26 protein-coding genes are annotated in these 21,013 nt (G+C 72.8%); 16 read left to right on the top strand and 10 right to left on the bottom strand.

Features of this window, described 5'->3' with window-relative positions:
• Nucleotides 1-68 precede the first annotated feature (68 nt).
• The 4 genes from KBX63_RS18910 (at nt 69) to KBX63_RS18895 (ending at nt 2,876) form a co-directional block, all read left to right on the top strand.
• Nucleotides 69-917: a sulfurtransferase gene (locus KBX63_RS18910; protein ID WP_210912548.1), complete on the top strand. Its 849-nt coding sequence runs from the start codon at nt 69-71 to the stop codon at nt 915-917.
• A gap of 5 nt (nt 918-922) precedes the next feature.
• Entirely contained in the window at nt 923-1,243 is a 321-nt protein-coding gene (locus tag KBX63_RS18905; RefSeq protein ID WP_210912547.1) for a DUF1416 domain-containing protein, read from the top strand.
• Nucleotides 1,244-1,444: 201 nt separating this feature from the next.
• The gene (locus tag KBX63_RS18900) at nt 1,445-1,957 is read left to right on the top strand and encodes a winged helix-turn-helix domain-containing protein (protein WP_307871761.1); all 513 of its coding nucleotides are present in this window, start codon (nt 1,445-1,447) and stop codon (nt 1,955-1,957) included.
• Nucleotides 1,958-2,015: 58 nt separating this feature from the next.
• Nucleotides 2,016-2,876 carry a hypothetical protein gene (locus tag KBX63_RS18895; protein ID WP_210912545.1) on the top strand — a complete coding sequence of 287 codons (861 nt, stop codon included), beginning with the start codon at nt 2,016-2,018 and terminating at the stop codon, nt 2,874-2,876.
• A gap of 17 nt (nt 2,877-2,893) precedes the next feature.
• Here KBX63_RS18895 and KBX63_RS18890 read toward each other — a convergent pair whose 3' ends face one another.
• The 3 genes from KBX63_RS18890 to KBX63_RS18880 all read right to left on the bottom strand — a co-directional run bounded on the left by KBX63_RS18890 (nt 2,894) and on the right by KBX63_RS18880 (nt 5,778).
• Nucleotides 2,894-4,945, bottom strand: coding sequence for an amylo-alpha-1,6-glucosidase (locus KBX63_RS18890; RefSeq protein WP_210912544.1), 2,052 nt, complete (start codon nt 4,943-4,945; stop codon nt 2,894-2,896).
• The gene (locus KBX63_RS18885) at nt 4,942-5,322 is read right to left on the bottom strand and encodes an SCP2 sterol-binding domain-containing protein (RefSeq protein ID WP_210912543.1); all 381 of its coding nucleotides are present in this window, start codon (nt 5,320-5,322) and stop codon (nt 4,942-4,944) included. The genes KBX63_RS18890 and KBX63_RS18885 overlap by 4 nt, the downstream gene beginning before the upstream one ends.
• A gap of 81 nt (nt 5,323-5,403) precedes the next feature.
• Nucleotides 5,404-5,778 carry a DsrE family protein gene (locus KBX63_RS18880; protein ID WP_074314889.1) on the bottom strand — a complete coding sequence of 125 codons (375 nt, stop codon included), beginning with the start codon at nt 5,776-5,778 and terminating at the stop codon, nt 5,404-5,406.
• 12 nt (nt 5,779-5,790) lie between these two features.
• On the opposite strand from KBX63_RS18880, the gene mtfM reads away from it, so the two are divergent.
• Together mtfM and KBX63_RS18875 are read left to right on the top strand one after the other, a co-directional pair.
• Nucleotides 5,791-5,895 (top strand): small membrane protein MtfM, encoded by a 105-nt coding sequence (gene mtfM / locus KBX63_RS36260; protein WP_030327764.1) that lies wholly within the window; start codon nt 5,791-5,793, stop codon nt 5,893-5,895.
• Between the two features lie 5 nt (nt 5,896-5,900).
• On the top strand, nt 5,901-6,491 hold the full coding sequence (locus tag KBX63_RS18875; RefSeq protein ID WP_210912542.1) for an FABP family protein: 591 nt from the start codon (nt 5,901-5,903) through the stop codon (nt 6,489-6,491).
• Nucleotides 6,492-6,494: 3 nt separating this feature from the next.
• On the opposite strand, the gene KBX63_RS18870 is transcribed toward KBX63_RS18875, so the two are convergent.
• The gene (locus KBX63_RS18870) at nt 6,495-7,370 is read right to left on the bottom strand and encodes an aminotransferase class IV (RefSeq protein WP_210912586.1); all 876 of its coding nucleotides are present in this window, start codon (nt 7,368-7,370) and stop codon (nt 6,495-6,497) included.
• A gap of 75 nt (nt 7,371-7,445) precedes the next feature.
• Here KBX63_RS18870 and KBX63_RS18865 point away from each other — a divergent pair, with 75 nt between their 5' ends.
• From KBX63_RS18865 to KBX63_RS18850, 4 genes are all read left to right on the top strand, one after another.
• A complete protein-coding gene (locus KBX63_RS18865; RefSeq protein WP_121653550.1) occupies nt 7,446-7,874 on the top strand; it encodes a Fur family transcriptional regulator in 429 nt (142 codons plus the stop codon).
• The gene (locus tag KBX63_RS18860; RefSeq protein WP_210912541.1) at nt 7,871-8,983 is read left to right on the top strand and encodes a folate-binding protein YgfZ; all 1,113 of its coding nucleotides are present in this window, start codon (nt 7,871-7,873) and stop codon (nt 8,981-8,983) included. Before KBX63_RS18865 ends, KBX63_RS18860 begins: the two co-directional genes overlap by 4 nt.
• 96 nt (nt 8,984-9,079) lie before the next feature.
• Nucleotides 9,080-9,907, top strand: a complete 828-nt coding sequence (locus tag KBX63_RS18855) for a 3-keto-5-aminohexanoate cleavage protein (RefSeq protein WP_210912540.1) — start codon at nt 9,080-9,082, stop codon at nt 9,905-9,907.
• A gap of 94 nt (nt 9,908-10,001) precedes the next feature.
• Complete coding sequence (locus KBX63_RS18850; RefSeq protein WP_210912539.1) at nt 10,002-10,961, top strand: asparaginase; 960 nt, start codon at nt 10,002-10,004, stop codon at nt 10,959-10,961.
• Between the two features lie 54 nt (nt 10,962-11,015).
• Here KBX63_RS18850 and KBX63_RS18845 read toward each other — a convergent pair whose 3' ends face one another.
• Nucleotides 11,016-11,813, bottom strand: coding sequence for an alpha/beta fold hydrolase (locus KBX63_RS18845; protein WP_210912538.1), 798 nt, complete (start codon nt 11,811-11,813; stop codon nt 11,016-11,018).
• Nucleotides 11,814-11,926: 113 nt separating this feature from the next.
• Between KBX63_RS18845 and KBX63_RS18840 the strand changes: the two genes are divergently transcribed.
• The 6 genes from KBX63_RS18840 (at nt 11,927) to KBX63_RS18815 (ending at nt 16,252) form a co-directional block, all read left to right on the top strand.
• Complete coding sequence (locus KBX63_RS18840; protein WP_210912537.1) at nt 11,927-12,565, top strand: helix-turn-helix transcriptional regulator; 639 nt, start codon at nt 11,927-11,929, stop codon at nt 12,563-12,565.
• Nucleotides 12,562-13,245, top strand: a complete 684-nt coding sequence (locus tag KBX63_RS18835; protein WP_210912536.1) for a hypothetical protein — start codon at nt 12,562-12,564, stop codon at nt 13,243-13,245. Before KBX63_RS18840 ends, KBX63_RS18835 begins: the two co-directional genes overlap by 4 nt.
• Nucleotides 13,246-13,316: 71 nt before the next feature.
• Nucleotides 13,317-13,631 carry a DUF2516 family protein gene (locus KBX63_RS18830; protein WP_030327754.1) on the top strand — a complete coding sequence of 105 codons (315 nt, stop codon included), beginning with the start codon at nt 13,317-13,319 and terminating at the stop codon, nt 13,629-13,631.
• A complete protein-coding gene (locus KBX63_RS18825; RefSeq protein WP_210912535.1) occupies nt 13,628-14,515 on the top strand; it encodes an alpha/beta fold hydrolase in 888 nt (295 codons plus the stop codon). The genes KBX63_RS18830 and KBX63_RS18825 overlap by 4 nt, the downstream gene beginning before the upstream one ends.
• A gap of 11 nt (nt 14,516-14,526) precedes the next feature.
• The gene (locus KBX63_RS18820) at nt 14,527-15,264 is read left to right on the top strand and encodes an alanyl-tRNA editing protein (RefSeq protein ID WP_210912534.1); all 738 of its coding nucleotides are present in this window, start codon (nt 14,527-14,529) and stop codon (nt 15,262-15,264) included.
• Between the two features lie 73 nt (nt 15,265-15,337).
• Nucleotides 15,338-16,252, top strand: coding sequence for an SDR family oxidoreductase (locus tag KBX63_RS18815; RefSeq protein ID WP_210912533.1), 915 nt, complete (start codon nt 15,338-15,340; stop codon nt 16,250-16,252).
• Here the strand turns inward: KBX63_RS18815 and KBX63_RS18810 are convergent.
• From KBX63_RS18810 to KBX63_RS18790, 5 genes are read right to left on the bottom strand one after another with little or no spacing between them, the layout of a single operon-like run.
• Complete coding sequence (locus tag KBX63_RS18810) at nt 16,243-17,211, bottom strand: YafY family protein (protein WP_210912532.1); 969 nt, start codon at nt 17,209-17,211, stop codon at nt 16,243-16,245. The genes KBX63_RS18815 and KBX63_RS18810 overlap by 10 nt on opposite strands.
• A 23-nt stretch (nt 17,212-17,234) precedes the next feature.
• Nucleotides 17,235-17,876: a response regulator transcription factor gene (locus KBX63_RS18805; protein WP_210912531.1), complete on the bottom strand. Its 642-nt coding sequence runs from the start codon at nt 17,874-17,876 to the stop codon at nt 17,235-17,237.
• On the bottom strand, nt 17,873-19,144 hold the full coding sequence (locus KBX63_RS18800; protein ID WP_210912530.1) for a sensor histidine kinase: 1,272 nt from the start codon (nt 19,142-19,144) through the stop codon (nt 17,873-17,875). The genes KBX63_RS18805 and KBX63_RS18800 overlap by 4 nt, the downstream gene beginning before the upstream one ends.
• A 10-nt stretch (nt 19,145-19,154) precedes the next feature.
• The gene (locus tag KBX63_RS18795) at nt 19,155-19,889 is read right to left on the bottom strand and encodes an ABC transporter permease (protein ID WP_210912529.1); all 735 of its coding nucleotides are present in this window, start codon (nt 19,887-19,889) and stop codon (nt 19,155-19,157) included.
• A gap of 11 nt (nt 19,890-19,900) precedes the next feature.
• Nucleotides 19,901-20,809 carry an ABC transporter ATP-binding protein gene (locus tag KBX63_RS18790; RefSeq protein WP_210912528.1) on the bottom strand — a complete coding sequence of 303 codons (909 nt, stop codon included), beginning with the start codon at nt 20,807-20,809 and terminating at the stop codon, nt 19,901-19,903.
• Nucleotides 20,810-21,013: the final 204 nt, after the last annotated feature.

Raw genomic sequence — 21,013 nt, 5'->3', positions numbered from 1 at the left:
GGTGCGACAGATACATCCATCGATCTCGCGCGTTGGCTCACCAACCATCCTCACCAGGGAGTGATTCGATGAGTCGCGACACCGCACTCGTTTCGGCCGAGTGGGCCGAGAAGAACCTCGACGCCCCGGGCGTCGTCTTCGTCGAGGTCGACGAGGACACCTCGGCCTACGACACCGGCCACATCGCCGGTGCAATCAAGATCGACTGGAAGACCGACCTGCAGGACCAGGTCCGCCGGGACTTCGTCAACAAGACCCAGTTCGAGGCGCTGCTCTCCGAGCGGGGCATCAGCAACGACGACACCGTCATCCTGTACGGCGGCAACAACAACTGGTTCGCCGCGTACGCCTACTGGTACTTCAAGCTCTACGGCCACCGTGACGTCAAGCTGCTCGACGGCGGTCGCAAGAAGTGGGAGCTGGACGCCCGCCCGCTGGTCACCGAGACGGTGAGCCGCCCGGCGACGCAGTACGTCGCGCAGGAGCCGGACACCTCCATCCGGGCCTTCCGCGACGAGGTCGTCGACGCGATCGGCACCAAGAACCTGGTCGACGTGCGCAGCCCCGACGAGTTCGCCGGTCGCCTGCTCGCCCCCGCCCACCTGCCGCAGGAGCAGGCGCAGCGTGCCGGTCACATCCCCACCGCGATCAGCGTCCCGTGGTCCAAGGCGGCCAACGAGGACGGCACCTTCCGGTCCGACGACGAGCTCCGCAAGATCTACGGCGACGCCGGCCTCGACGACGGCAAGGAGACCATCGCCTACTGCCGCATCGGTGAGCGCTCCTCGCACACCTGGTTCGTGCTCCAGGAGCTGCTCGGTCACCGCAACGTCAAGAACTACGACGGATCCTGGACCGAGTACGGCTCGCTGGTCGGCGTGCCGGTCGCGCTCGGCGACGAGCCCGGGGAGGCCTGATTCCCATGACCGCTCCCACCGCTGCGGGTTGCGCCGCACCCGATCAGGCCGCGCCGCTGCCGGCCACCCTGGACCTGGAGAAGGAAACCGTGATCACCGGCGTCGTCCGCTCGGCGGCGGACGAGGCCGTGCCGGGCGCGTACGTCCGGCTGCTCGACTCGACCGGTGAGTTCACGGCCGAGGTGGTCACCTCGGCGGCCGGCCAGTTCCGGTTCTTCGCCGCGCCGGGCGCCTGGACGCTGCGTGCGCTCTCCCGGCACGGCAACGGCGACACCGCCGTCACCGCCGGCCGGGGCATCAACGAGGTCAGCGTCACCGTCGCCTGACAGCCCACCCTCCGATCGGTCCGGGGCCGGTCACCCTCGCGGGTGACCGGCCCCAGCCGCTCCCGACGGTTCGGTAGGCCCGCATCCCGCTCCGGTTGGCGGCAGGGGGGTGAACCGGGCCGGCCCCCGGAATCCATTGGCATGCGTCACTATCGTCGGGTGGAATTCACGCTCAATACGGTTGGTGCGGGTGGAGGCGGTGTGTCCGGTGGAGAGGTCCCGATCGTCGTCTGCGTGAGCGCGGACGTCTCGGTGCGCGAGCGGGTGGTGCGCCAGCTCGACGGGGTCGGCCCGGTGGTGAGCTGCGCCGACCTGACCGAGCTGCGCGCGATGTTGTTCCCGTCGCCACCGCGGGATGAGGCCCCGACCGTCGCGCCGGTCACCCCACCCGCGGAACAGCAGGGGCCGGTCAGCTGGGGTGAGCTGGTGGTCGACCCCGCCGGGCACGTGGTCACCTGGTGCGGCGAGCCGCTCCCGCTCACCCGCACCGAGCGGGAGCTGCTCGCCCGGCTGATCGGCCCGCCACTGGTGGTGTGGAGCTACGAGCAGCTCTTCGCCGCGGTCTGGAGCGGCGCGTACCTGGGCGACACCGCGATCCTGCACTCCGCGGTCAAGCGACTCCGGCGCAAGCTGCGCGGCCTGCCGGGCGTGCCGCAGGTGCACACCGTTCGGGGGGTCGGCTACCGCATCGATCCGCCGCCCCAGTCCACCTGACCGCGGGCGTGCCCGACGCCGCCGATCGCCGCCGGGCCGCCCGTGACACCATGGCCGGGTGAGCGGAGCTGTCCGGACGGGGTGGACCCCGTCGACCGGTCCCGCCGCCCCGGCGCCTGCCCGGCGGCGGCGCTGGCTGCTGGTCGCGACCGTGGTCTGGGCCGTACTGCTGACCGCGCTCGTCTGGACGTCGGTCCGCGACGACCCACCGACCGTGCGGGAGCAGCGCTCCCTCGATCAGGCCGGTCCGGTGGTCGACCGGGCGGTCGGGGAGCTGGCCCGGGCGTCCGGCGCGGCCGGGCTGCTGGAGCTGGGGCCGGCACGGGTCGAATCGGGCTGCCGGGTCACGCCGTTCGCCGACGGCGCCGCGCTGCGGCGTGAGGTCGGCGTGCTCGCGGCCGTCGGCACCGAGCGGGCCGTGCTGTCCGGGATCGCCGATCGCCTTCCCGCAAGCTGGCGAGCCGGGGTCGGGCCCGGGCTGGACGGCCCGGAGCTGCGCGCCGACGCCGGGGAGTTCGTCGCTGTCGAGGGGCGGCCAACCGGCGACGGCCGGATCCGGTTGACCGTCGACACCGGCTGCCGGCCGGTCGGCTCCGGCTACGCCCCGCCGCCGGCCACCGACGCCGGCCCGGAGGCCGCCGCCCTGACGGCCGCGCTGCGAGCGCTCGGCCGGCCTGCCGACGCAGCGCCGGATCTGGTCACCGCGCCGTGCCCGGGCGGCGTGCTGGCCCGTACCGCGCGCTCCACCGCCGGTTCCGGCACGGTCGGGTCGGCGGGCGGGCTCACCCCGCTGGCCGGCGGCGCCCCACTGCTGGACAACCCCCCGGTGTACGCGTACCGCGCCGGCCTGGTCACGGTGCTGGCCGAACTTACCCCGGACGCCGCCCGGCTCGCCGCCACCGTCGGCTGCCCGGGCTGAGCCCGGCGTTCCGCCGGTCAGCCGCCCAGCGGCTCCTCCGGGTCGCGACTGCGGCCCAGCGCGTCGACCCGACCCCACCGGCCGGGAATGTCCAGCAGCTCGATCCGGCCCATCCCCGGCGGCACGGCCGGATCGATGATCAGGTGCTCGCCCTGCGGCTCCAGCCCCAGCATCACCCGCAGCAGCAGCAGCGGGGTGCCGGTCGACCAGGCCTGCGGGATGCACGCGGTCGGGTACTCCACCGGGTAGTCGGTGAGGTCACGGGCGTAGCCGGCGAACGCCTCCGGCAGCCGCCCGCCGAAGTAGCGGGAAGCGGCCAGCATCGCGTCGCAGATCTGCCCGGCCTCGTCCCGGAAGCCGTACCGCCACAGCCCCCAGGCGATGATCGAGTTGTCGAACGGCCAGACCGTGCCCACGTGGTAGCCGATCGGGTTGTACCGGCCCTGGTCCTCGGCGAGGGTCCGCACCCCCCAGCCGGAGAACAGTCGCGGCCCGAGCAGGTGCTCGACCACCTTGCCGGCCCGGGACTCGTCGACGATGCCGCTCCAGAGCAGGTGCCCGATGTTCGACGACAGCGCGTCGACCTGCCGGCCGTCGGCGTCCAGGGCGAGCGCGTAGTACTCGCGGTCGGCGATCCAGAAGTCGTGGTTGAACCGCTGCTTGAGGGTGGCCGCCTCCCGCTCCAGCCGGTCGGCGTAGGCCGGGTCTCCCCAGAACATCCGGGCCATCCGGGCGGCCCGGATCTTCGCGTCGTACGCGTAGCCCTGCAACTCGCAGGTGGCCCGGGGGAAGCCGGGCATCCGGCCGTCGGCGTACGAGATGGCCTCCCAGGAATCCTTCCAGCACTGGTTCCCCAGGCCGGTCTCGGGATTGCGGGTCTGATACCAGACGTAGCCGGTGCCGAGCAGGTCGCCGTAGGTGTCGATCCACTCCAGCCCCGCGCGCACCTGCGGCTCCAACCGTCGGATCAGCTGGGCGTCGCCGGTCCAGCGCTCGTACTCGTCGAGCAGGATGATGAACAGCGGCGTCGAGTCGGCCGACCCGTAGTACGGCGAGTGTGGCTGCTCCTCGAAACCGGCCGTCTCCCCGTATCGCAGCTCGTGCAGGATCTTGCCCGGCTCCTCGTCGCGGAAGTCGTCCACCCGGTGCCCCTGCAAGCCGGCCAGCATGATGATGGTCGGCGGGATCAGCTCGGGCAGGAACGGCAGCACCTGCAACGAGGTGATGATGCTGTCCCGGCCGAACAGGGTCATGAACCACGGCAGCCCGGCGGCGAGCAGCCGAACGCCCAGGGCGATCGACTCGTATCGCAGCGCGGCCAGGTCGTTGAGGCTGCGCCGGTACGCCCCGGCCAACGGCTCGCAGTCGCAGCCGAGCTTCGGCGCGCGGTCGATCAGCTCCTGCTGCTCGGCGCGGATGGCGTCCGCGCTACGGCTGCCGCCGTACGGCAGGGTGGCGCGGATGTCCTCCCCCTGCGCCCCGTAGACGATGGTGGACACGTGCAGGGTGGTGCTCCATTCGCTGTTCCGCGGTACCCGGATCTGGAAGGTCATCCCGGCGGCGTCGACCATTGCCGGCGCGCTCGAGCTGATCACCGTCTCGCGGTGGAACGCTTCCCGCCGGTACGTCAGCCGCAGCTCGTTGTCGGCTGTCGAGGCGGTCGCCCGACCGAGCTTCCGCCGGGCGTTCTTGATCTCGAACAGGTCGGCGAAGTCGGCCGCCATCTCGATCCGGACGGTGAACTCGACCTCCTCGCCGGCGTGGTTCAGCACGGTCAGCTGTTCCTCGAAGCTGCCCACGATCGCCCGGTTGCGGATCACCGACGCCTTGGCGTCCAGGTAGTGCGTGGGTTCACCGGGGGCCAGGAAGAACCGGGTCCCGTACGACTCGGCGTCGTCCATGGAGAGGGCGTGCAGCCGCTCGCCGTTCAGGGTCAGCACCCAGTTGGAGAGGAAGCGGGTGTCGAAGGAGAACAGCCCGGTCGGGAAGTCATAGGACGGCTCGATGTCTCCGGTCCGGTCGCTGACCAGGAAGGTGTTGCCGTCCAGGATGCTGACCAGATCCTTCACGCCTGCCGCCCGGCCTCTTCCCGGGCCACCTCGCGCGGGTCACGGGTGCCCGGCGGGTCCGGGAAGAACCGCCGGAAGGCCAGGAAGAGCACCACGTTCCCGCTGAACGTGCTCTCGTTGCGCAGCACCGCCGCGACCCCCTGGGCCTCGCCGGTCACCAGCCGGTCGAACAGGGCCATGCTGCTGTACCAGATGGCGTCGGCCGGCCCGCGGTGCCGGCTGACGTGGACCGAACCCGGCCGCATCCGGACCAGCCAGTGCTCGGTCCTGTCGCCGGTGGTGAGGTCGATCTGAAGGGCCCCGTCCGCCAGGCCACCGAGGATCTCCGGGGCGCGCGCCGGCAGTGATTCGAAGAACCTCTCCGTCACCTCGGTCACAACCGAATCGTAGGCAGCCGCCCGAGATGTCGGGTCGGTATCCGCACTCCGCCCCGACCGGCCGCGGAGCGGTGCCGCCGGTCAGTAGACCAGCGCCTGCGCTCCCTCGGCCAGGGACTCCTCCACGAAGACCGCGGCACCGGCGATCCGGACGCCGGGCAGCACGTCGTCCGGGCCGATCTCCCGGCGGGCCGCGCACTGGGTGCAGGCGGTCACCCGGCCACTGGTCAGGATGACGTGCAGCAGCTCGGCCAGCGGCGCCGAATGCGGCAGCTCGAACTCCTGGGCGCGGCCGGGCAGCGCGAACCAGGTCGACTCGCCGGTCAGCCAGAGCGACACGTCCACCCCGGCCGCGACCGCCGTCGCGGCGACCGTGAACGCCTGTGCGCACCGCTCCGGGGCGTCCGCCCCAGCGGTGGCCTTGACGACGAGAGTGCGGGCCATGGGGCCCAGCATAGGATGGTCGGGATGGTTACCGAGATCGGGTTCGTCAGCCTGCTGGTCGCCGGCCTCGGCGGGCTCGCCGGTGGCCTGGTCTACCTCGCCGTACGCATATCGAGAGGACGTTGGTGACACTGGTGAGCGACGAGAACCCGCTGCAGCCCCCGTGGCTGAACGCGCCGCCGGTCGACCCGTACCCGTTCGAGGAGAGTCACGACCTGCGGGTCGGGCCGAAGCTGCACCCCGCGCTGGACGGCCTGCTGCCCTACATCGGGCTGTGGCGCGGCCGGGGCAAGGGCGGCTTCCCCACGATCGAGGACTTCGACTACGCGCAGGAGATCCGGATCAGCCACGACGGCCGGCCGTTCCTGCACTACGAGTCGCGGGCCTGGATCCTCGACGAGCAGAGCCAGCCGGTCCGCCCGGCCGGGCGTGAGGTCGGCTGGTGGCGGCCGGTGCTGGTGGACGGCCGGGCCACCGACGAGCTGGAGGCCCTCCTGACCACCCCGTCCGGGGTGATGGAGCTGCACCTCGGCAAGCGCACCGGCACCCAGGTCGAGTTCGCCACCGACGCGGTGGTCCGGACGCCGACCGCCAAGGAGGTCACCGGCGGGCACCGGCTCTTCGGCATCGTCGAGGGCGCGCTGCTCTACGCGCAGGAGATGGCCGCGTTGGGGCACCCGCTCAGCGCCCACCTCTCCGCCCGGCTCGTTCGGGTCGGCGGCTGACCCTCAGGCAACGGGGAAGCCCAGCAGAGTGTGCAGGTCGGGGGTGCGCGGGGATCGGTCGCGGCGGACCCCGTCCAGGGTGCGGACCTCGGTGATCCCGCGCACCGACGAGCTGAACCAGATGCCGTCCGCCCCGTGCAGCTCGGCCGGGGTGACCATCCGCTCGGCCGCGGTCAGGCCCAGCTCGCCGGCGTGGCCGAGCAGCCAGGCGGCGGTCGTCCCGGGCAGGATGCCGGTGGTGGCGGCGGGCACGGTGCAGAGCATGCCGCCGGTGAGCCACACCACGTTGGCCGTGGGGCCCTCCAGCGCATACCCGTCGGAAGAGGTCCAGAGCACGTCGTCCACCCCGGTCCGGTGGGCCCAGCGGCGGGCGGCGCTGTTGACCGCGTACGAGGTGGACTTGATCCCGGCCGGCAGCCAGTCCAGCCCGCTGCGCGCGTCGGCGGGCACCCCCAGCGGCAGGGTCGCCACCCTGATCCCGTCCCGGCGGGCCGCGCGGGACGACGCCGGCACCTCGGTCAGCGTGGCGTAGACGGTCGGTGGTCCGCCGGCCTCCGGGCCGCGGGTGCAGACCAGTCGCAGAGCTCCCTCCACCTGCGCCGGCCACCCCGCACGCACCGTGTCGAGCAGATCGATCAGCTCGGCGGCGGGTGGCAGTGGCAGTTCGACGGCGGCAGCCGCCGTGGCCAGCCGGGCCAGGTGCTCGTCGCGCAACCACGGCCGGCCCTGGCGCAGATGCATGGTCTCGAAGAGGCCGTCGCCGCGGAGCACGCCGAGGTCGTCGCCGCGGAGCACGGGCTCGCCGGCCGGGACGGGGCCGCGCCCGAGCAATGCGATCCGCGCGGTCGTATCGGCCGCGACCTTCCCGACGGACGACATCACCATGACCGTCGAGCGTAGCGGCGGTTCGTCGGCGTGCGGAGGTTGGCATGGTTGCCGAACTATGATCGGACGGTGTCCGAATCCTCCCTCGCGGAAATGCTCCGGGCCCGTGGGCTGCGGCTGACGGCCCAGCGGCAGCTCGTCCTCCAGGCGGTGCTCGATCTGGGCCACGCCAGCCCGGAGCAGGTGCACACCGCCGTCCGGGAGGTCGCCGCCGGCGTCAACATCACCACCATCTATCGCACGCTGGAGCTGCTGGAACGGCTCGGCCTGGTGACCCACACCCATCTCTCGCACGGCTCGCCGACCTACCACGCGGCCGGTGAGCACCAACACGTCCACCTGGTCTGCCGGGAGTGCGGCGCGATCGACGAGATCGATCCGGAGCTGCTCCGCCCGCTCGCCGACCAGTTGGCCGCGCAACGGGGGTTCCGGGTGGACATCGGGCACGTGTCGCTCTTCGGCGTCTGCGAACGCTGCGAGAACGGGGACCAGAAATGATCGACATCGCGGGAGCGGTGGCCGTCCAGAGCATCGACGAGGCCAGCCGCGACCAGCCGGAGCCGGCGCACGCCGCGGCCGGCGTGCGGGGGGTGGCCGCGCACTACGGCGACCCGCTGCGCGAGCAGCGCATCCTGGACACCGAGGTCGGCCTGGTCGACCGGTCGCACCGGGGGGTCGTCGCGGTGCCCGGGGAGGAACGGGCCGGTTGGCTGCACACGATCACCTCGCAGCACCTGGCGACGCTGGCCGCCGGCGAGGGCACCGAGCTGCTGGTGCTCTCCCCGCACGGGCACGTCGAGCAGCACGCCCTGGTCGCCGAGGACGGCGAGACCACCTGGCTGGACACCGAGCCGGGCGCGACCGCCGGCCTGCTGGCGTACCTGGAGAAGATGCGGTTCTTCAGCAAGGTCGAGCCGCGCGACGCCACCGCTGATCGGGCTCTGCTGTCGCTGGTCGGGCCGGCGGCGCCGGACGTGCTGGGCACGCTCGGCGTGACCGGGCTGGCCGCACCGGACCTGGTCGCGGTGCCCGGCCCGAAGTTCGCCGCCGGCGCCGTGCCGCCCCGGGCGACCGTGCGCTACGACGTACGCCCGCTGCCGGCCGGTGGCTGGGCCCGGCGCGGCCCGCTCGGGGTGGATCTGCTGGTGCCGCGGTCGGCGATGGACCAGGTGGTGGCGGAGCTGCGCGGCGCGGGCGTGCCGGTCGCGGGGCTCTGGGCGTACGAGGCGATCCGGGTGGCCGCCCGGCGACCCCGGGTCGGGGTGGACACCGACCACCGGACCATCCCGGCGGAGGTGGACCTGATCGGCCCGGCGGTGCACCTGGACAAGGGCTGCTACCGGGGCCAGGAGACGGTGGCCCGGGTGCACAACATGGGCCGGCCGCCGCGCCGCCTGGTGCTGCTGCACCTGGACGGGGTGACCACCGACCAGCCGCCGACCGCCGGCACGCCGGTGACGCTCGACGGGCGGGCCGTGGGCTTCGTCGGCACCGCCGTGCTGCACCACGAGCTGGGCCAGATCGCGCTCGCGGTGCTGAAGCGGAACGTCCCGGAGAACGCCACCCTGCTGATCAACGAGACCGCCGCAGCAATCGACCCCCTGTAAGGAAGGGCACCTTGTTAACGCCTGGTGTATAGGAAGGGGCCCTTCCTAACGGTTGGCGATCGACCCGTCCTGACCGGGCCGTCTAGGATCGCCGGCATGACGACAGGGACGTTGATCACGGTGGCCCCGACCGGCGCGGAGTCGGCCAAGGCGGAGGTGCCGGCGCTGCCGGTGACCCTCGACGAGCTGGTGCGCACCGCCAAGGAGTGCGAGGCGCTCGGCGCCGCCGTGATCCACGTCCACATCCGCGACGACGCTGCGCGGCCGACCCTCGACCCGGTGCGCCTGCGGGAGACGGTCGCGGCGCTGCGGGAGAACACCGACCTGATCGTGCAGCTCTCCTCCGGCGGCGCGGTGACCGACCCGGAAGCCTCCCGGCTCGCCGTGCTCGACGCCGCGCCGGACATGGCCTCGTGCACCATGGGCACGGTCAACTTCGGCGACGACGTCTTCCTCAACCGCTGGGAGTTCATCGTCGACCTGCACACCCGGATGCAGGAACGCGGGATCGTGCCGGAGTACGAGATCTTCGACCTCGGTCACCTGTCCGCGTTGCAGCGGCTGCTCGGCAAGTACGGACCGCCGGCCGGGGGGCACGTGCACGTCGATTTCGTGATGGGTGTGCCGGGCGGCATGCCGGGCACCACCGAGACGTTGGTGGCGGCGCACCGGATGCTGCGGGACCTGCCCGAGGGCACCACCTTCTCGGCCACCGGCATCGGCCGCAGCACCATCCCGGTCATGCTGGCCTCGCTGTCGACCGGCGGGCACCTGCGGGTCGGCATGGAGGACACCGTGACGTACGCCAAGGGCCGCCCGGTGGAGTCCAACATGCAACTGGTCGCTCGCGCGGTCGGCTTCGCCCAGCTCGCCCAGCGTCCCCCGCTGACCACCGCCGAGGCCCGCGAGCTGCTGGGGCTGTAAGGTCGAGCCTGTCCGGCACCCCTGTCACCCGGGAGGTGGACGACCAGGTCACCCCGCCGACGGGCACCCTCGGACCGTCGGTACCGTCCAGCACGTGGGAAAGACGTACGAGGGCGGCGCGCCGCTCGCCGAGGTGGTCCGGTCCGGGTTCGTCGAGGGCATGCACCGCGGCTCGGTGGTGGTGCTGGATGCCGCCGGTGTGCCGGTTGCCGCCGCCGGGGACGTGACCGCACCGATCTTTCCCCGCTCGGCCAGCAAACCGCTGCAGGCGGTCGGGATGCTCCGCGCCGGCCTGCCGCTGACCGACCCGGCCGACCTGGCGCTGGTGTCGGCCAGCCACGCGGGTGAGGAGTTCCACCTGGCTCGGGTCGGCGCGTTGCTGGACCGGGCGGGGCTGGACGCCTCGGCCCTGCACTGCCCGCCCGACCTGCCGGTGGGAGCGGCGGCCCGCGAGGCCGTGCTGCGCGCCGGGGGCGGCCCGACCCGGGTGCAGATGAACTGCTCCGGCAAGCACAGCGGCATGCTGCTGACCTGCCAGGCGGCCGGGTGGCCGTTGGACGGCTACTGGCGTCCGGAGCACCCGTTGCAGCAGCGGCTGCGGGCGGCCATCGAGGAGTTCACCGGTGAGCAGGCGGCGGCGGTGGGAGTGGACGGTTGTGGAGCTCCGGTGCTCGCGGTGTCGCTGACCGGCCTGGCCGGGGCGTACCTCCGGCTCGTCGACGCCGAGCGCGGCTCGGTGCCGCGCGCGGTCGCGGATGCCATGCGCGCCCACCCGGAGATCGTCGGCGGCACCCGGGCCGACGACACCAGGCTGATGCGCGGCGTACCGGGCCTGCTGGCCAAGGTCGGCGCCGAGGGCGTGATCGCGGTGGGGCTGCCGGGCGTCGGCGCCATCGCGCTGAAGATCGACGATGGGGCCGATCGGGCCAGGACGCCGGTGCTGGCCTCCGCGCTGCGCCGGCTCGGTGTGGACGCCCCGGTGCTGGCGGAGTACGCCGAGGTGCCGCTCTTCGGCGGCGGCGTTCCGGTCGGCGCGGTCCGCCCGCTCTGGTGACCGCCGGCCCGCCGGTCCGGTCTGGCGCCGGGCCGGCGGGAGGAGCCGGGTGGGTCAGCTCAGGAAGTCGAGCAGGGCGGCGTTGACCGGCTCGGGGCGTTCCAGCGGCAGCAGGTGCGCGGCGTCCGGCACGTCGGGCAGCCGTACCGCGCCGGGCACCTCGGCGGCGATCCGGTCGGCGAGGCGGCTGATGTCGGGCACGTCGGCGGCGCCGGCGGTGACCAGGACGGGCACCCGCAGCTCGCCGAGGCGGCCGATGGCCGGCGGTGTCAGCTCGCCCACCTCCACCGCGCCGAGCGCCAGCTCGGCGGCGAGCGCGCCCTGGTCCATCTCCTGGGCGAACGCGACCAGCCCGGGGTCGACGTCGGCCGGCTGGCGACCCGGGCCGACCACCCAGAACCGCACCTCGCCGGCCGCCCCGGCGACGAAGTCGTCGGGGTCGACCTCGCCGACCAGGTCGTCCCAGAGGTCGTTGGCCTCCTCGGACCACTCGTTCCCGGAGACCGCCGTGTCGAACAGCGCGAGCGCGCTCACCCGGTCCGGGTGGGCCAGCGCGGTGTCGATGGCGACCGACCCGCCGAAGGAGCAGCCCACCAGGGCGGCTCGGGGCAGGTCGAGTGCGTCCAGCAGACCGGCCACGTCGTCGTGGTGGGCGAACGGCGCCGGAGGCAGCTCGGAGTCGCCATAACCCCGCAGGTCCGGGACGATCACCCGGTGCCGGGCGGCGAGCGCGGGCAGCTGGTTCCGCCACATCCGCCGGTCGGCGATGCCGGCGTGCAGCAGCACGACGGGCGAACCGGTGCCGGCCTCGTCGTACGCGATGACTGCTCCATTGACTGTGATCTTGTGCACGAACGGACGGTACGGAATCGCACGAGCCGCACGCAAACAGGATGCTGAGACCTTGCTAACTGTGGCTAGCGTTTTGCTTGCAGGAGTTAGCAGGGGCGGTTAGCGTCGCTGTCATGGCCACACCGAAGGACCTCCCCGACGTCGGCGGGTTCATCCGCGATCTGCGGCGCAACGCCAAGATCTCGCTGCGGCAGCTCGCCGAGCAGGCTGGGGTCAGCAACCCGTACCTCAGCCAGATCGAGCGCGGCCTGCGCAAGCCCAGCGCCGAGGTGCTCCAGCAGTTGGCCAGCGCGCTGCGGGTCTCCACTCCCGCGATGTACCTGCGCGCCGGGCTGCTCGACGACAAGGAGGGCCACGGCGTGCTCGCCGCCATCGCGGTGGACACCGACCTGACGATGGCCCAGAAGCAGTCGCTGAGCCAGATCTACGAGACGTTCCGCCGGGAGAACACCCGGTTGGCCGAGGCCCAGGCCGCCGCCGAGGGCGTCAGCGAGGAAAGCGCCGGCGGCGCGGCCGGGGTGACCACCCCGACCGATGTCGCCGATCAGCCGGCCGACGTGGCCAACCTGGCCGCCACCGGCCCCACCACCGCGGGCGGCACCCCGACCGAGGCCGTTCTCGAGTCGGTCGCCGTCACCGAGGCGGGCACCGCACCCGCCCCGACCAGCACCAGCACCAGCACCCCCGAGAAGAAGGCCGCCGGTCCGGCGGTCCGGAAGGCCGCCGAGGCGGCCGAGGAGGAGACCTCATGACCGAGCCGAAGACCAACCGCATCCCCGCCCCGATCTACGCCGCCGCCGGCGCCGGGGAGTTGGCCCTCGAGCAGCTGCGCAAGTTGCCGGCCGCAGTCGGCATCCTCGGCACCCGGGTCGTCGCCGACCTGGGCGGCCGGGCCGTGCTGACCGGCTTCGAGCTGCGCCAGAAGGCCACCGAGACGCTGCGTACCGCCAACGAGACCGCCGAGACCCTGCGCGGCCGGGCGCAGGCCGAGCTGGATCTGGCCAAGCTCCGCGAGTCCGCCGACCTGGCCAAGCTGCGCGAGGTCACCGACCTGGACCGGCTGCGCGCCGCCGCGACCCGCAACGCCGCCGTGGTCGTCGCCGGTGCCCAGGCCGCACAGGAGCGGGCGTTCGCCGCGTACGGCGCACTGGTCGCCCGCGGTGAGCGTGTCGTCGGCGTCGGCGTGCTGGAGGCCGCCGAGACGGTCAACGCCGACATCGAGGCGACCCAGGCCGTGACGCCGGCCGCGCCCCCGGTCGAGGCCACCGCCCCGGCCGAGGTGCCGACCCCGGCCGACGTGGCCGAGATCGCCGAGGCCAAGCCGGCCGCCGTCAAGAAGGCCGCTCGGGCGCCGAAGGCCGCGAAGCCCGCCGCGACCCCGTCGGCGAAGCTGCCCCGGGCCACCAAGCGGACCCGTCCGGCGGCCGAGTAGTTCGTGGTGTCGACGACCCCGGCGGCGTCCTTGTCGGACGTAGCCGGGGTCGTCGACATAAGCTTGCCGGCATGGCCAACGCCGCGCCGATCTTCGCGTTCGAAGTCCGCTACGTGATCGAGCTGATCCTGCTCGTCTTCGCGCTGATCATCCAGGGTGTCGCGCTGGTGCACGCCGTCACGCAGCGCTCCGACGCCTTCCCCGCCATCGGGACGCTGCCCAAGGGTGGCTGGATCGCCATCCTGGCGGTCTGCCTGGTGCTGACCCTGCTCGGCTTCGGTCCGATCAGCCTCTTCGGACTGATCGGCATCGCTGCCGCGCTCATCTACCTGCTCGACGTCCGGGTCGGCCTGCGCGACCTGAGTGACGGCAAAGGGTTCTGGTGAGAGGTTTCCGCTGGCCACCCCCGCCGGACGGCGGGCCCCGCACCTGGGGGCCCGGCCCGGGTGGGCCGCGTACCGGTCGGCCGGCGCTGCCGGAGCCGGAGACCGAGCTGGTCACCACCCCGCACGGCGTACGGCTGGAGCGGCTGGTCACCGGCACCGGTGATCCGGTCACCGTGTTCGCGCACGGGTTTGGCAACGGCATCGCCACCACGCGTCCGTTCGGCAGTGGGGTGACCGGCCGCAAGGTGTTTTTCCAGTTCCGTGGGCACGGCCGCTCCGACGCGCCGGCCGGTCCGTGGAACTACCTGGACCTGGCCCGGGACCTGCGCGCCATCGCCGATCTCGGCGGGGCCAGCCGGGCGTTCGGGGCGAGCCTCGGCGCGGGGGCGCTCTGCCGGCTGCTGGCCGAGAGCCCGGAGCGCTTCGAGAAGCTCGTCTTCTTCCTGCCGGCCGTGCTCGACCAGCCGCGTGGCCCGGTCGCCCGGGAACGCTTCACGGACCTGCTGGAGGCGGTCGAGAGCGGCGACGCCTCGGCGGTCGCCGACGTGGTCTCGCTGGAGCTGCCGACGGCGGTCCGTAACACTCCGGCCGGCTGGTCGTACCTGCGGCAGCGGCTCGACCAGCTGCTCCGCGACGGGCTCGCCGACGGTCTGGCCACCCTGCCGGAGCAGGCGCCGCTGCGCGACGCCAGCGTCCTGTCAGCGGTCACCGCGCCGGCGCTGGTGATCGGCTGTGCGGGTGACGACCTGCATCCGGTCGAGGTCGCCGAGCAGCTCGCCGGCGCGCTTCCCCAGGCCACCCTGCACGTGTACGACCGGCCGGGCGTGCTCTGGACGGAACGCGCCGATCTGCGGGAGCGCATCTCCGGCTTCCTGAACGAGTAACGTGCCCTGCCATGGGCGTCACACAGCATGGTCGGACTCACCGACTGGACCTCGCCGACCCGACCCTGCGCGAGTGGACCTGCACGGTCCTGCACGCCGACCCGGAGCAGGGCGTCGTGCTCGACCGTTCGGCGTTCTACCCGGGTGGCGGCGGGCAGCCGCCGGACCACGGCGTGCTGCTCTGGCAGGGCGTACAGACCCGGATCGTCGGCACCCGCAAGGGCGACGACCCGTACCTGATCCCCGCCGAGGGTGACCCGCTGCCGCCGGCCGGCACCGAGGTCGTCGGCGCGGTGGAGGACGAGCGCCGCACCCGTCTGATGCGCACCCACTCCGGGCTGCACGTGCTCTGCGGGGTGGTGCTCCGCGACTTCGGCGCGCTGGTCACCGGCAACTCGATGGAGCCGGGCGAGGCCCGGATGGACTTCAACCTCCCCGAGGTGCCGGCCGACTTCAAGAGCCGGATCGAGGAGCTGGTCAACGCCGAGATCGCCGCCGATCGGTCGGTCGCCGTCCGGGTGCTGCCGCGCACCGAGGCGCTGTCCCTGCCGGACATCATCCGTACTCAGTCCAACCTCATCCCGCCGGACGAGCAGGAGGTCCGGATCGTCGACATCGTCGGGCTGGATGTGCAGGCCGACGGCGGCACCCACGTCGCCTCCACCGCCCAGATCGGCAAGGTGCAGGTGGTCAAGGTGGAGAGCAAGGGCCGGGCCAACCGCCGGGTCCGCGTCCGGCTCGTGGACTGACCGCCCCACCGCTCACCAACCTTTCCGGTAATTCGGACGGCGGCTGTCAGGTATTCCTGACAACGTCGCAGGCATGACGCAACCGCTGACAGGAAAGATCGCGCTCGTCGCCGGCGCTACCCGGGGTGCCGGGCGGCAGATCGCCGTCCAGCTCGGCGCCGCCGGTGCCACCGTTTACGCCACCGGCCGCAGCAGCCGCGCCGGCCGTTCCGAGATGGACCGGCCGGAGACCATCGAGGAGACCGCCGAGTTGGTCACCGCCGCTGGCGGCGTCGGCATCCCGGTCCGGGTCGACCACCTGGTGCCCGAGCAGGTCCGCGACCTGGTCGCCCGGATAGAAGCCGAACAGGGCCGCCTCGACGTGCTGGTCAACGACATCTGGGGCGGCGACCCGCTGGTCACCTGGGAGAAGCCGGTCTGGGAGCAGCCACTCGACGCCGGGTTCCGCACCCTGCGGCTGGCCGTCGACACCCACATCATCACCAGCCACTTCGCGTTGCCGTTGCTGATCCGCAAGCCCGGCGGCTTGGTGGTGGAGATCGGCGACGGCACCAAGGCGTACAACGACGAGAACTACCGGCTGTCGGTCTTCTACGACCTGGCCAAGACCTCGGTCAATCGCCTCGCCTTCAGCCAGGCGCACGAGTTGAAGCCGCACGGCGGCACCGCCGTCGCGCTCACCCCCGGCTGGATCCGCTCCGAGGCCATGCTGGAGCACTTCGGCGTGACCGAGGAGAACTGGCGCGACGGAGCGGCCACCGACCCGCACTTCCTCATCTCCGAGACGCCGGCCTTCGTCGGGCGCACGGTGGCCGCGCTCGCCGCGGACGACGAGAAGGCCCGCTGGACCGGCATGTCCGTCGACGCCGGCACGCTCTCGAAGGTGTACGGGTTCACCGATGTCGACGGCAGCCAACCGGAGGCCTTCCGGTACATCGTCGAGGTGGTCGACGCCGGCAAGCCGGCGGACGTCACCGGCTACCGGTAGAGCGCGCCGAGCCGGTCGGCCGCCTCGGCGAACAGCTCCCGCAGCTCGGGCGGATCGAGGACCTCGACCTCGGGGCCGAGCCCGAGCAGTTGGTGGTACGCCACCCCGACGGATTCGACCGGCAGGCGCGTCACGACCCACCCCTGCCGGTCGGGCCCCTCGGCGGTGGCGACCACCTCGTCGTACACGAAGGGGGCGTCCACCAGATGTCGGAGCTGGCGCAGGCCGGCCGGGCTGAGCCGGACGGTGACCTCCGCCCGCAGCATGGTCCGCAGGAACGACCCGGCCTGCTCGCGCCAGTGCACGGCCAGGTCGAAAGCCTCGTCCCGCTCGAAGCTCTCCTCGCCCACCTCGACCCCGGTCACCCGGTCCACCCGGTAGGTGCGGGCATCCGCACCGACGCGGCCGACCAGGTACCAGACCCCGCTCTTGAGTACCAGCCCGTACGGCTGCACCCGGCGGGTCACCTCCCGATCGCCGCGCCGGTAGCGCAACTGGACCACCCGGTCCCGCCAGACCGCCCGGGCCAGCTCGGTCAGCCACGGCGGCGGTCCGGTCTCCCGGAACCAGCCCGGCACGTCCAGGTGGAACCGCTGTCCGGCGCGGGCCGGGGCGTCCCGCAGCGCGGGCGGCAGCGCCGCGAGCACCTTGAGCTCGGCGGCGGCGACCGCGTCGGCGAGCCCCATGTCGCCGGCCGGCCCGGGCAGCCCGGCGAGGAAGAGCGCCTCCGCCTCGTCCCTGGTCAGCCCGGTCAGCCTGGTCCGGTAGCCGCCGAGCAGCCGGTACCCGCCGGCCCGCCCCCGGTCGGCGTAGACCGGCACCCCGGCGGCGGAGAGCGCCAGCACGTCCCGGTAGACGGTCCGCTCAGAGACCTCCAGCTCGCGCGCCAGCTCGCCCGCGGTCATCGACCCGCGTGCCTGCAACAGCAACAGCAGCGAGATCAGTCGGGAGGCACGCACCCGCCCATCCTGCCCGGTGCCACTCACCGTCCGCCGGGCGTCAGCAGCCCCCGGTCGTACGCGGTGGCCACCGCCGCAGCTCGGTCGTTGACCCCGAGCTTGGCGTACACGTGCAGCAGGTGCGTCTTGACGGTGGCTTCGCTGATGAACAGCCGGGCCGCCGCCTCCCGGTTCGAGGCACCGCGGGCCACCAGCGTGAGCACTTCCAGCTCGCGCTGGCTGAGCGGTTCCTCGGCCGGGGCGCGCAGCCGGCCCATCAGCCGGCCGGCAACGCTCGGCGAGAGCACCGACTCGCCGCGGGCGGCGGCCCGTACCGCCCGGACCAGATCCTCGCGCGGCGCGTCCTTGAGCAGGTAGCCGGTGGCGCCGGCCTCGATCGCCGGCAGCACGTCCGCGTCCGTGTCGTAGGTGGTGAGCACCAGTACCCGGGAGGCGCTGCCGGCGCGGGCCAGCCGACCGATGGCCGTCACCCCGTCCATCCCGGGCATCCGCAGGTCCATCAGCACCACGTCGGGACGCAGCGTCGCGACCAGGGCCAGCGCTTCGGCCCCGTCCGCGGCCTCGCCGACCACCTCGAACCCGGGATCGCCGGTGAACATGCCGCGCAGTCCGTCCCGCACCACCGGATGGTCGTCGACGATCAGCAGCCGGACCGGGCCGGTCATCCGGCACTCCCGGCGAGGGCGGGCACGGAGGCCGAGATGGCGGTGCCGACGCCCGGCTCGGACTCGACGGCCAACTCGCCGCCGACCCGGGTCACCCGTTGCCGCATGGCGGTGAGCCCGTACCCGCCGCCCGGCTCCCGGGGCGTCGGCTGGTTGATGACGTCGAATCCCGTCCCGTCGTCACGGACGTCCAGGGTGACCATGTCCTCCATGTACGACAGGGTCAGCCCGACCCGCGACGCGGCGGCATGCCGGGCCACGTTGGCCAGCGCCTCCTGTGCGGCCCGCAGCAGGGTCACCTCGACCTCCGGGTGCAGCGGGCGAGGCGTGCCGGTGGTGGCGACCTCGGCGGCCACCCCGTTGAGGGTCGACCAGCGCCCTCCCAGCTCGGCGAGGGCGTCCGGCAGGCGGGCCGTCTCCAGCGGTTCCGGGCGGACCGCCCGTACCGAGCGACGGGCCTCGGTGAGGCTCTCCCGGGCCAGGGCGAGGGCGTTGTCCACGTGCCGACGCCAGTCGGCCGAGCGGTCGCGGGTCTGCTCGGCAGCCTCCAGTTGGGTGATGATGCCGGTCAACCCCTGGGCCAGAGTGTCGTGGATCTCCCGGGCCATCCGCTGGCGCTCGTCCAGCACGCCGGCCTCCCTGGCCTGGGTGAGCAGTTGGGCGTGTAGCCCCACGTTCTCCCGGGCCGTGTCGGCGAGCTTCCGGTTCGCCCCGGCCAGCTCCTCCACCAGGAGTTTGCGGTTGGCGTTCTGCCGCTCGGTGACGGTGCCGAACCAGCTCACCGCGCCGGCCGCCCCGGCGTTGAACAGCACCAGCACCGACCAGAGCAGCCAGTGCCCCGCCGAGGTGGGTGGGCCCGCGCTCTGCGCGGTGGCGACCAGCACGCCGGTGACAGCCACCCCGGCGAACCGCCACCGGCCGGGAAGCACGAGGAACGCGTGCACGAAGCCGACCCAGGCGAAGAAGCCATACCACGGGCTGGCCAGCACCAGCACGGCGCTGAAGGCGAGGAGCCCGACGTAGTAGGCCGCCATCAGCGCACGCCGGGTGATCCACTGCGGATGCAGAGTGATGAACCAGGTGACCCAGCAACCGGCCCCCACGGCAACGGCCAGGGTCGGTGGGAACGGCAGGCTGCCCGGGGCTGGCGCGAAGCGTGCCAGCACGGTCCCGACGAGCAGCCCGAGGAAGGGCGCAACCCGGTAGACGTTCGCCTCGCGCGCCTCCCACACGGCAAGCCGGTCGACCTGTTCCGCGGTGCTGGTCATCAGTTGTCGCTCACTCCCAGCGGAAGAGTTTCGCGGCGATCGCACCGGCGGCCACCGCGACCGCCGCCATTATCCCCAGGTGCAGCGGGTGTGGCGACGTCCCGGTCCAGGCGTCGAGCAGCGCCTGCACCCCGGGTGGCGTGTAGTCGCCGATCTGGACCAGGAAGTCCGGCAGGAGGAACCGGGGCACGTAGACGCCGCCGAAGAACATGACCGCCATGAACAACGGCACGGCCAGCCCCTGCGCCGACTTGGTCGTCCGCGCCACCGCCGCCACCAGCAGGCCCAGCGCCAGCAGGGCGGCCGTACCGAGGATGAGGGCCAGCGTGAAGCCCAGCGGACGCCGGGGTAGCGGCACGTCGAACGCCAACCGACCGACCGCGATGAGCAGCACGGCGCTGACCAGGATGGTGGCGAGCGAGATGACCAGTTGGGCGGCCAACAGCGCGGCCGGGCTGGCCGGGGTGGTGGCAAGCCTGCGGAGCACACCACGTTCCCGGTAGGTGGCCAGCACCGTGGGCAGGATGTTCACCGCCGACATGGCGAGCGTGATCACCAGCAACGAGGGGGCGAAGTACTGGACGAAGGACACGTCGCCGTACTGCGGATCCGGCTCGCGCATCGCCGGGATCAGCCCGAACACCAGCAACAGCGCGAGTGGCAACACGACAGTCGTCAGCGGCGAGCCGAAGTCCCGCAGGAAGAGCCGCGTCTCGATCTTGAGGATCTGCCCGAAGGCGTGCATGTCGCTCTCCCTCACTCGGCGGGCCGGTGCCCGGTCAGCTCGACGAACGCGTCGTCGAGGGTGGACTGCTCCAGCCGCAGGTCGGCGGCGATGATCTGGTTGCGGGCGAGCACCGAGGTGACCGCGTGCAGCACATCACCGGTGCCGGTCACCACCACCTGGCTGCCGGTGCGCTGCATGGCGGTCACCTCGGGCAGATCGGTGAGGAGCCGGTCGTCAACCGGGGCGGACGGCCGGAACCGGATCCGCTGCTCCGGGACCACCGTCGACACCAGGCCGGCCGGGCTGTCCAGCGCGACGACCCGTCCCCGGTCGATCACCGCGACCCGGTCGCAGAGCCGCTCGGCCTCCTCCATGAAGTGGGTGACCAGCACGATCGTCACGCCGCTGTCCCGGATCTGTTCGATGAGGGCCCAGGTGTCCCGCCGGGACTGCGGGTCGAGCCCGGTCGTCAGCTCGTCCAGGATCGCGACGCTCGGGTTGCCGACCAGCGCCAGCGCGATCGACAGCCGCTGCTTCTGACCGCCGGAGAGCTTCTTGTACGCGGTGTTCCGCTTGTCACCCAGACCCAACCTGTCGATCAGGTCCGCCGGGTCAGCCGGGTCGCGGTAGAACGAGGCGTACAGCTCCAGCGCCTCGGAGACCCGCAGCTGGTCCGGCAGTTGGCTCTCCTGGAGCTGCACGCCGACCCGCTGGCGGAGCTGGGCCGCGTCCCGGCGGGGGTCGAGCCCGAGGACCGACACCCCGCCCCCGTCCGGGACGCGGAGCCCGGCGACACACTCCACGGTGGTGGTCTTGCCAGCACCGTTCGGGCCGAGGACCCCGAAGATCTCCCCGGCCTCGACCGTGAACGACACGTCGGCCACGGCCACCAGGTCGCCGTACCGCTTGTGCAGGTTGGTCACCTCGATGACCGGCATCGTGCCGCCTTCCGCCGTTGCATCCGTACCCCAGCAGCCTGGCGGTTGCTGCTCGGGCGCGGATCGACCAGCCGTTGATGACCTTTCGTGACAGCGGCTGACCCCGGCGATCCACCAACCGGTTGATGCGCAAGGAGGGGATCCGTGTCGACGCGCTGCCTCAACGCACCGCCCGGCGGCCGTACCCACCGATCGCTAGGCTGC

The sequence above is a fragment of the Micromonospora sp. U21 genome (assembly GCF_018070045.1).
GTDB lineage: Bacteria > Actinomycetota > Actinomycetes > Mycobacteriales > Micromonosporaceae > Micromonospora.
This window is presented reverse-complemented; position numbering and strand designations above follow the sequence as displayed.

Bases quoted from the DNA above. Each gene is read 5' to 3' on its own strand.
- KBX63_RS18820 (WP_210912534.1), top strand. From the start codon at position 14,527: ATGGGCGTCACACAGCATGGTCGGACTCACCGACTGGACCTCGCCGAC.
- KBX63_RS18830 (WP_030327754.1), top strand. From the start codon at position 13,317: ATGGCCAACGCCGCGCCGATCTTCGCGTTCGAAGTCCGCTACGTGATC.
- KBX63_RS18795 (WP_210912529.1), bottom strand. From the start codon at position 19,889: ATGCACGCCTTCGGGCAGATCCTCAAGATCGAGACGCGGCTCTTCCTG.
- KBX63_RS18910 (WP_210912548.1), top strand. From the start codon at position 69: ATGAGTCGCGACACCGCACTCGTTTCGGCCGAGTGGGCCGAGAAGAAC.
- KBX63_RS18880 (WP_074314889.1), bottom strand. From the start codon at position 5,778: ATGCTGGGCCCCATGGCCCGCACTCTCGTCGTCAAGGCCACCGCTGGG.
- KBX63_RS18805 (WP_210912531.1), bottom strand. From the start codon at position 17,876: ATGACCGGCCCGGTCCGGCTGCTGATCGTCGACGACCATCCGGTGGTG.
- KBX63_RS18815 (WP_210912533.1), top strand. From the start codon at position 15,338: ATGACGCAACCGCTGACAGGAAAGATCGCGCTCGTCGCCGGCGCTACC.
- KBX63_RS18870 (WP_210912586.1), bottom strand. From the start codon at position 7,370: ATGTCGTCCGTCGGGAAGGTCGCGGCCGATACGACCGCGCGGATCGCA.
- KBX63_RS18840 (WP_210912537.1), top strand. From the start codon at position 11,927: ATGGCCACACCGAAGGACCTCCCCGACGTCGGCGGGTTCATCCGCGAT.
- KBX63_RS18860 (WP_210912541.1), top strand. From the start codon at position 7,871: ATGATCGACATCGCGGGAGCGGTGGCCGTCCAGAGCATCGACGAGGCC.
- mtfM (WP_030327764.1), top strand. From the start codon at position 5,791: ATGGTTACCGAGATCGGGTTCGTCAGCCTGCTGGTCGCCGGCCTCGGC.
- KBX63_RS18905 (WP_210912547.1), top strand. From the start codon at position 923: ATGACCGCTCCCACCGCTGCGGGTTGCGCCGCACCCGATCAGGCCGCG.
- KBX63_RS18835 (WP_210912536.1), top strand. From the start codon at position 12,562: ATGACCGAGCCGAAGACCAACCGCATCCCCGCCCCGATCTACGCCGCC.
- KBX63_RS18800 (WP_210912530.1), bottom strand. From the start codon at position 19,144: ATGACCAGCACCGCGGAACAGGTCGACCGGCTTGCCGTGTGGGAGGCG.
- KBX63_RS18855 (WP_210912540.1), top strand. From the start codon at position 9,080: ATGACGACAGGGACGTTGATCACGGTGGCCCCGACCGGCGCGGAGTCG.
- KBX63_RS18790 (WP_210912528.1), bottom strand. From the start codon at position 20,809: ATGCCGGTCATCGAGGTGACCAACCTGCACAAGCGGTACGGCGACCTG.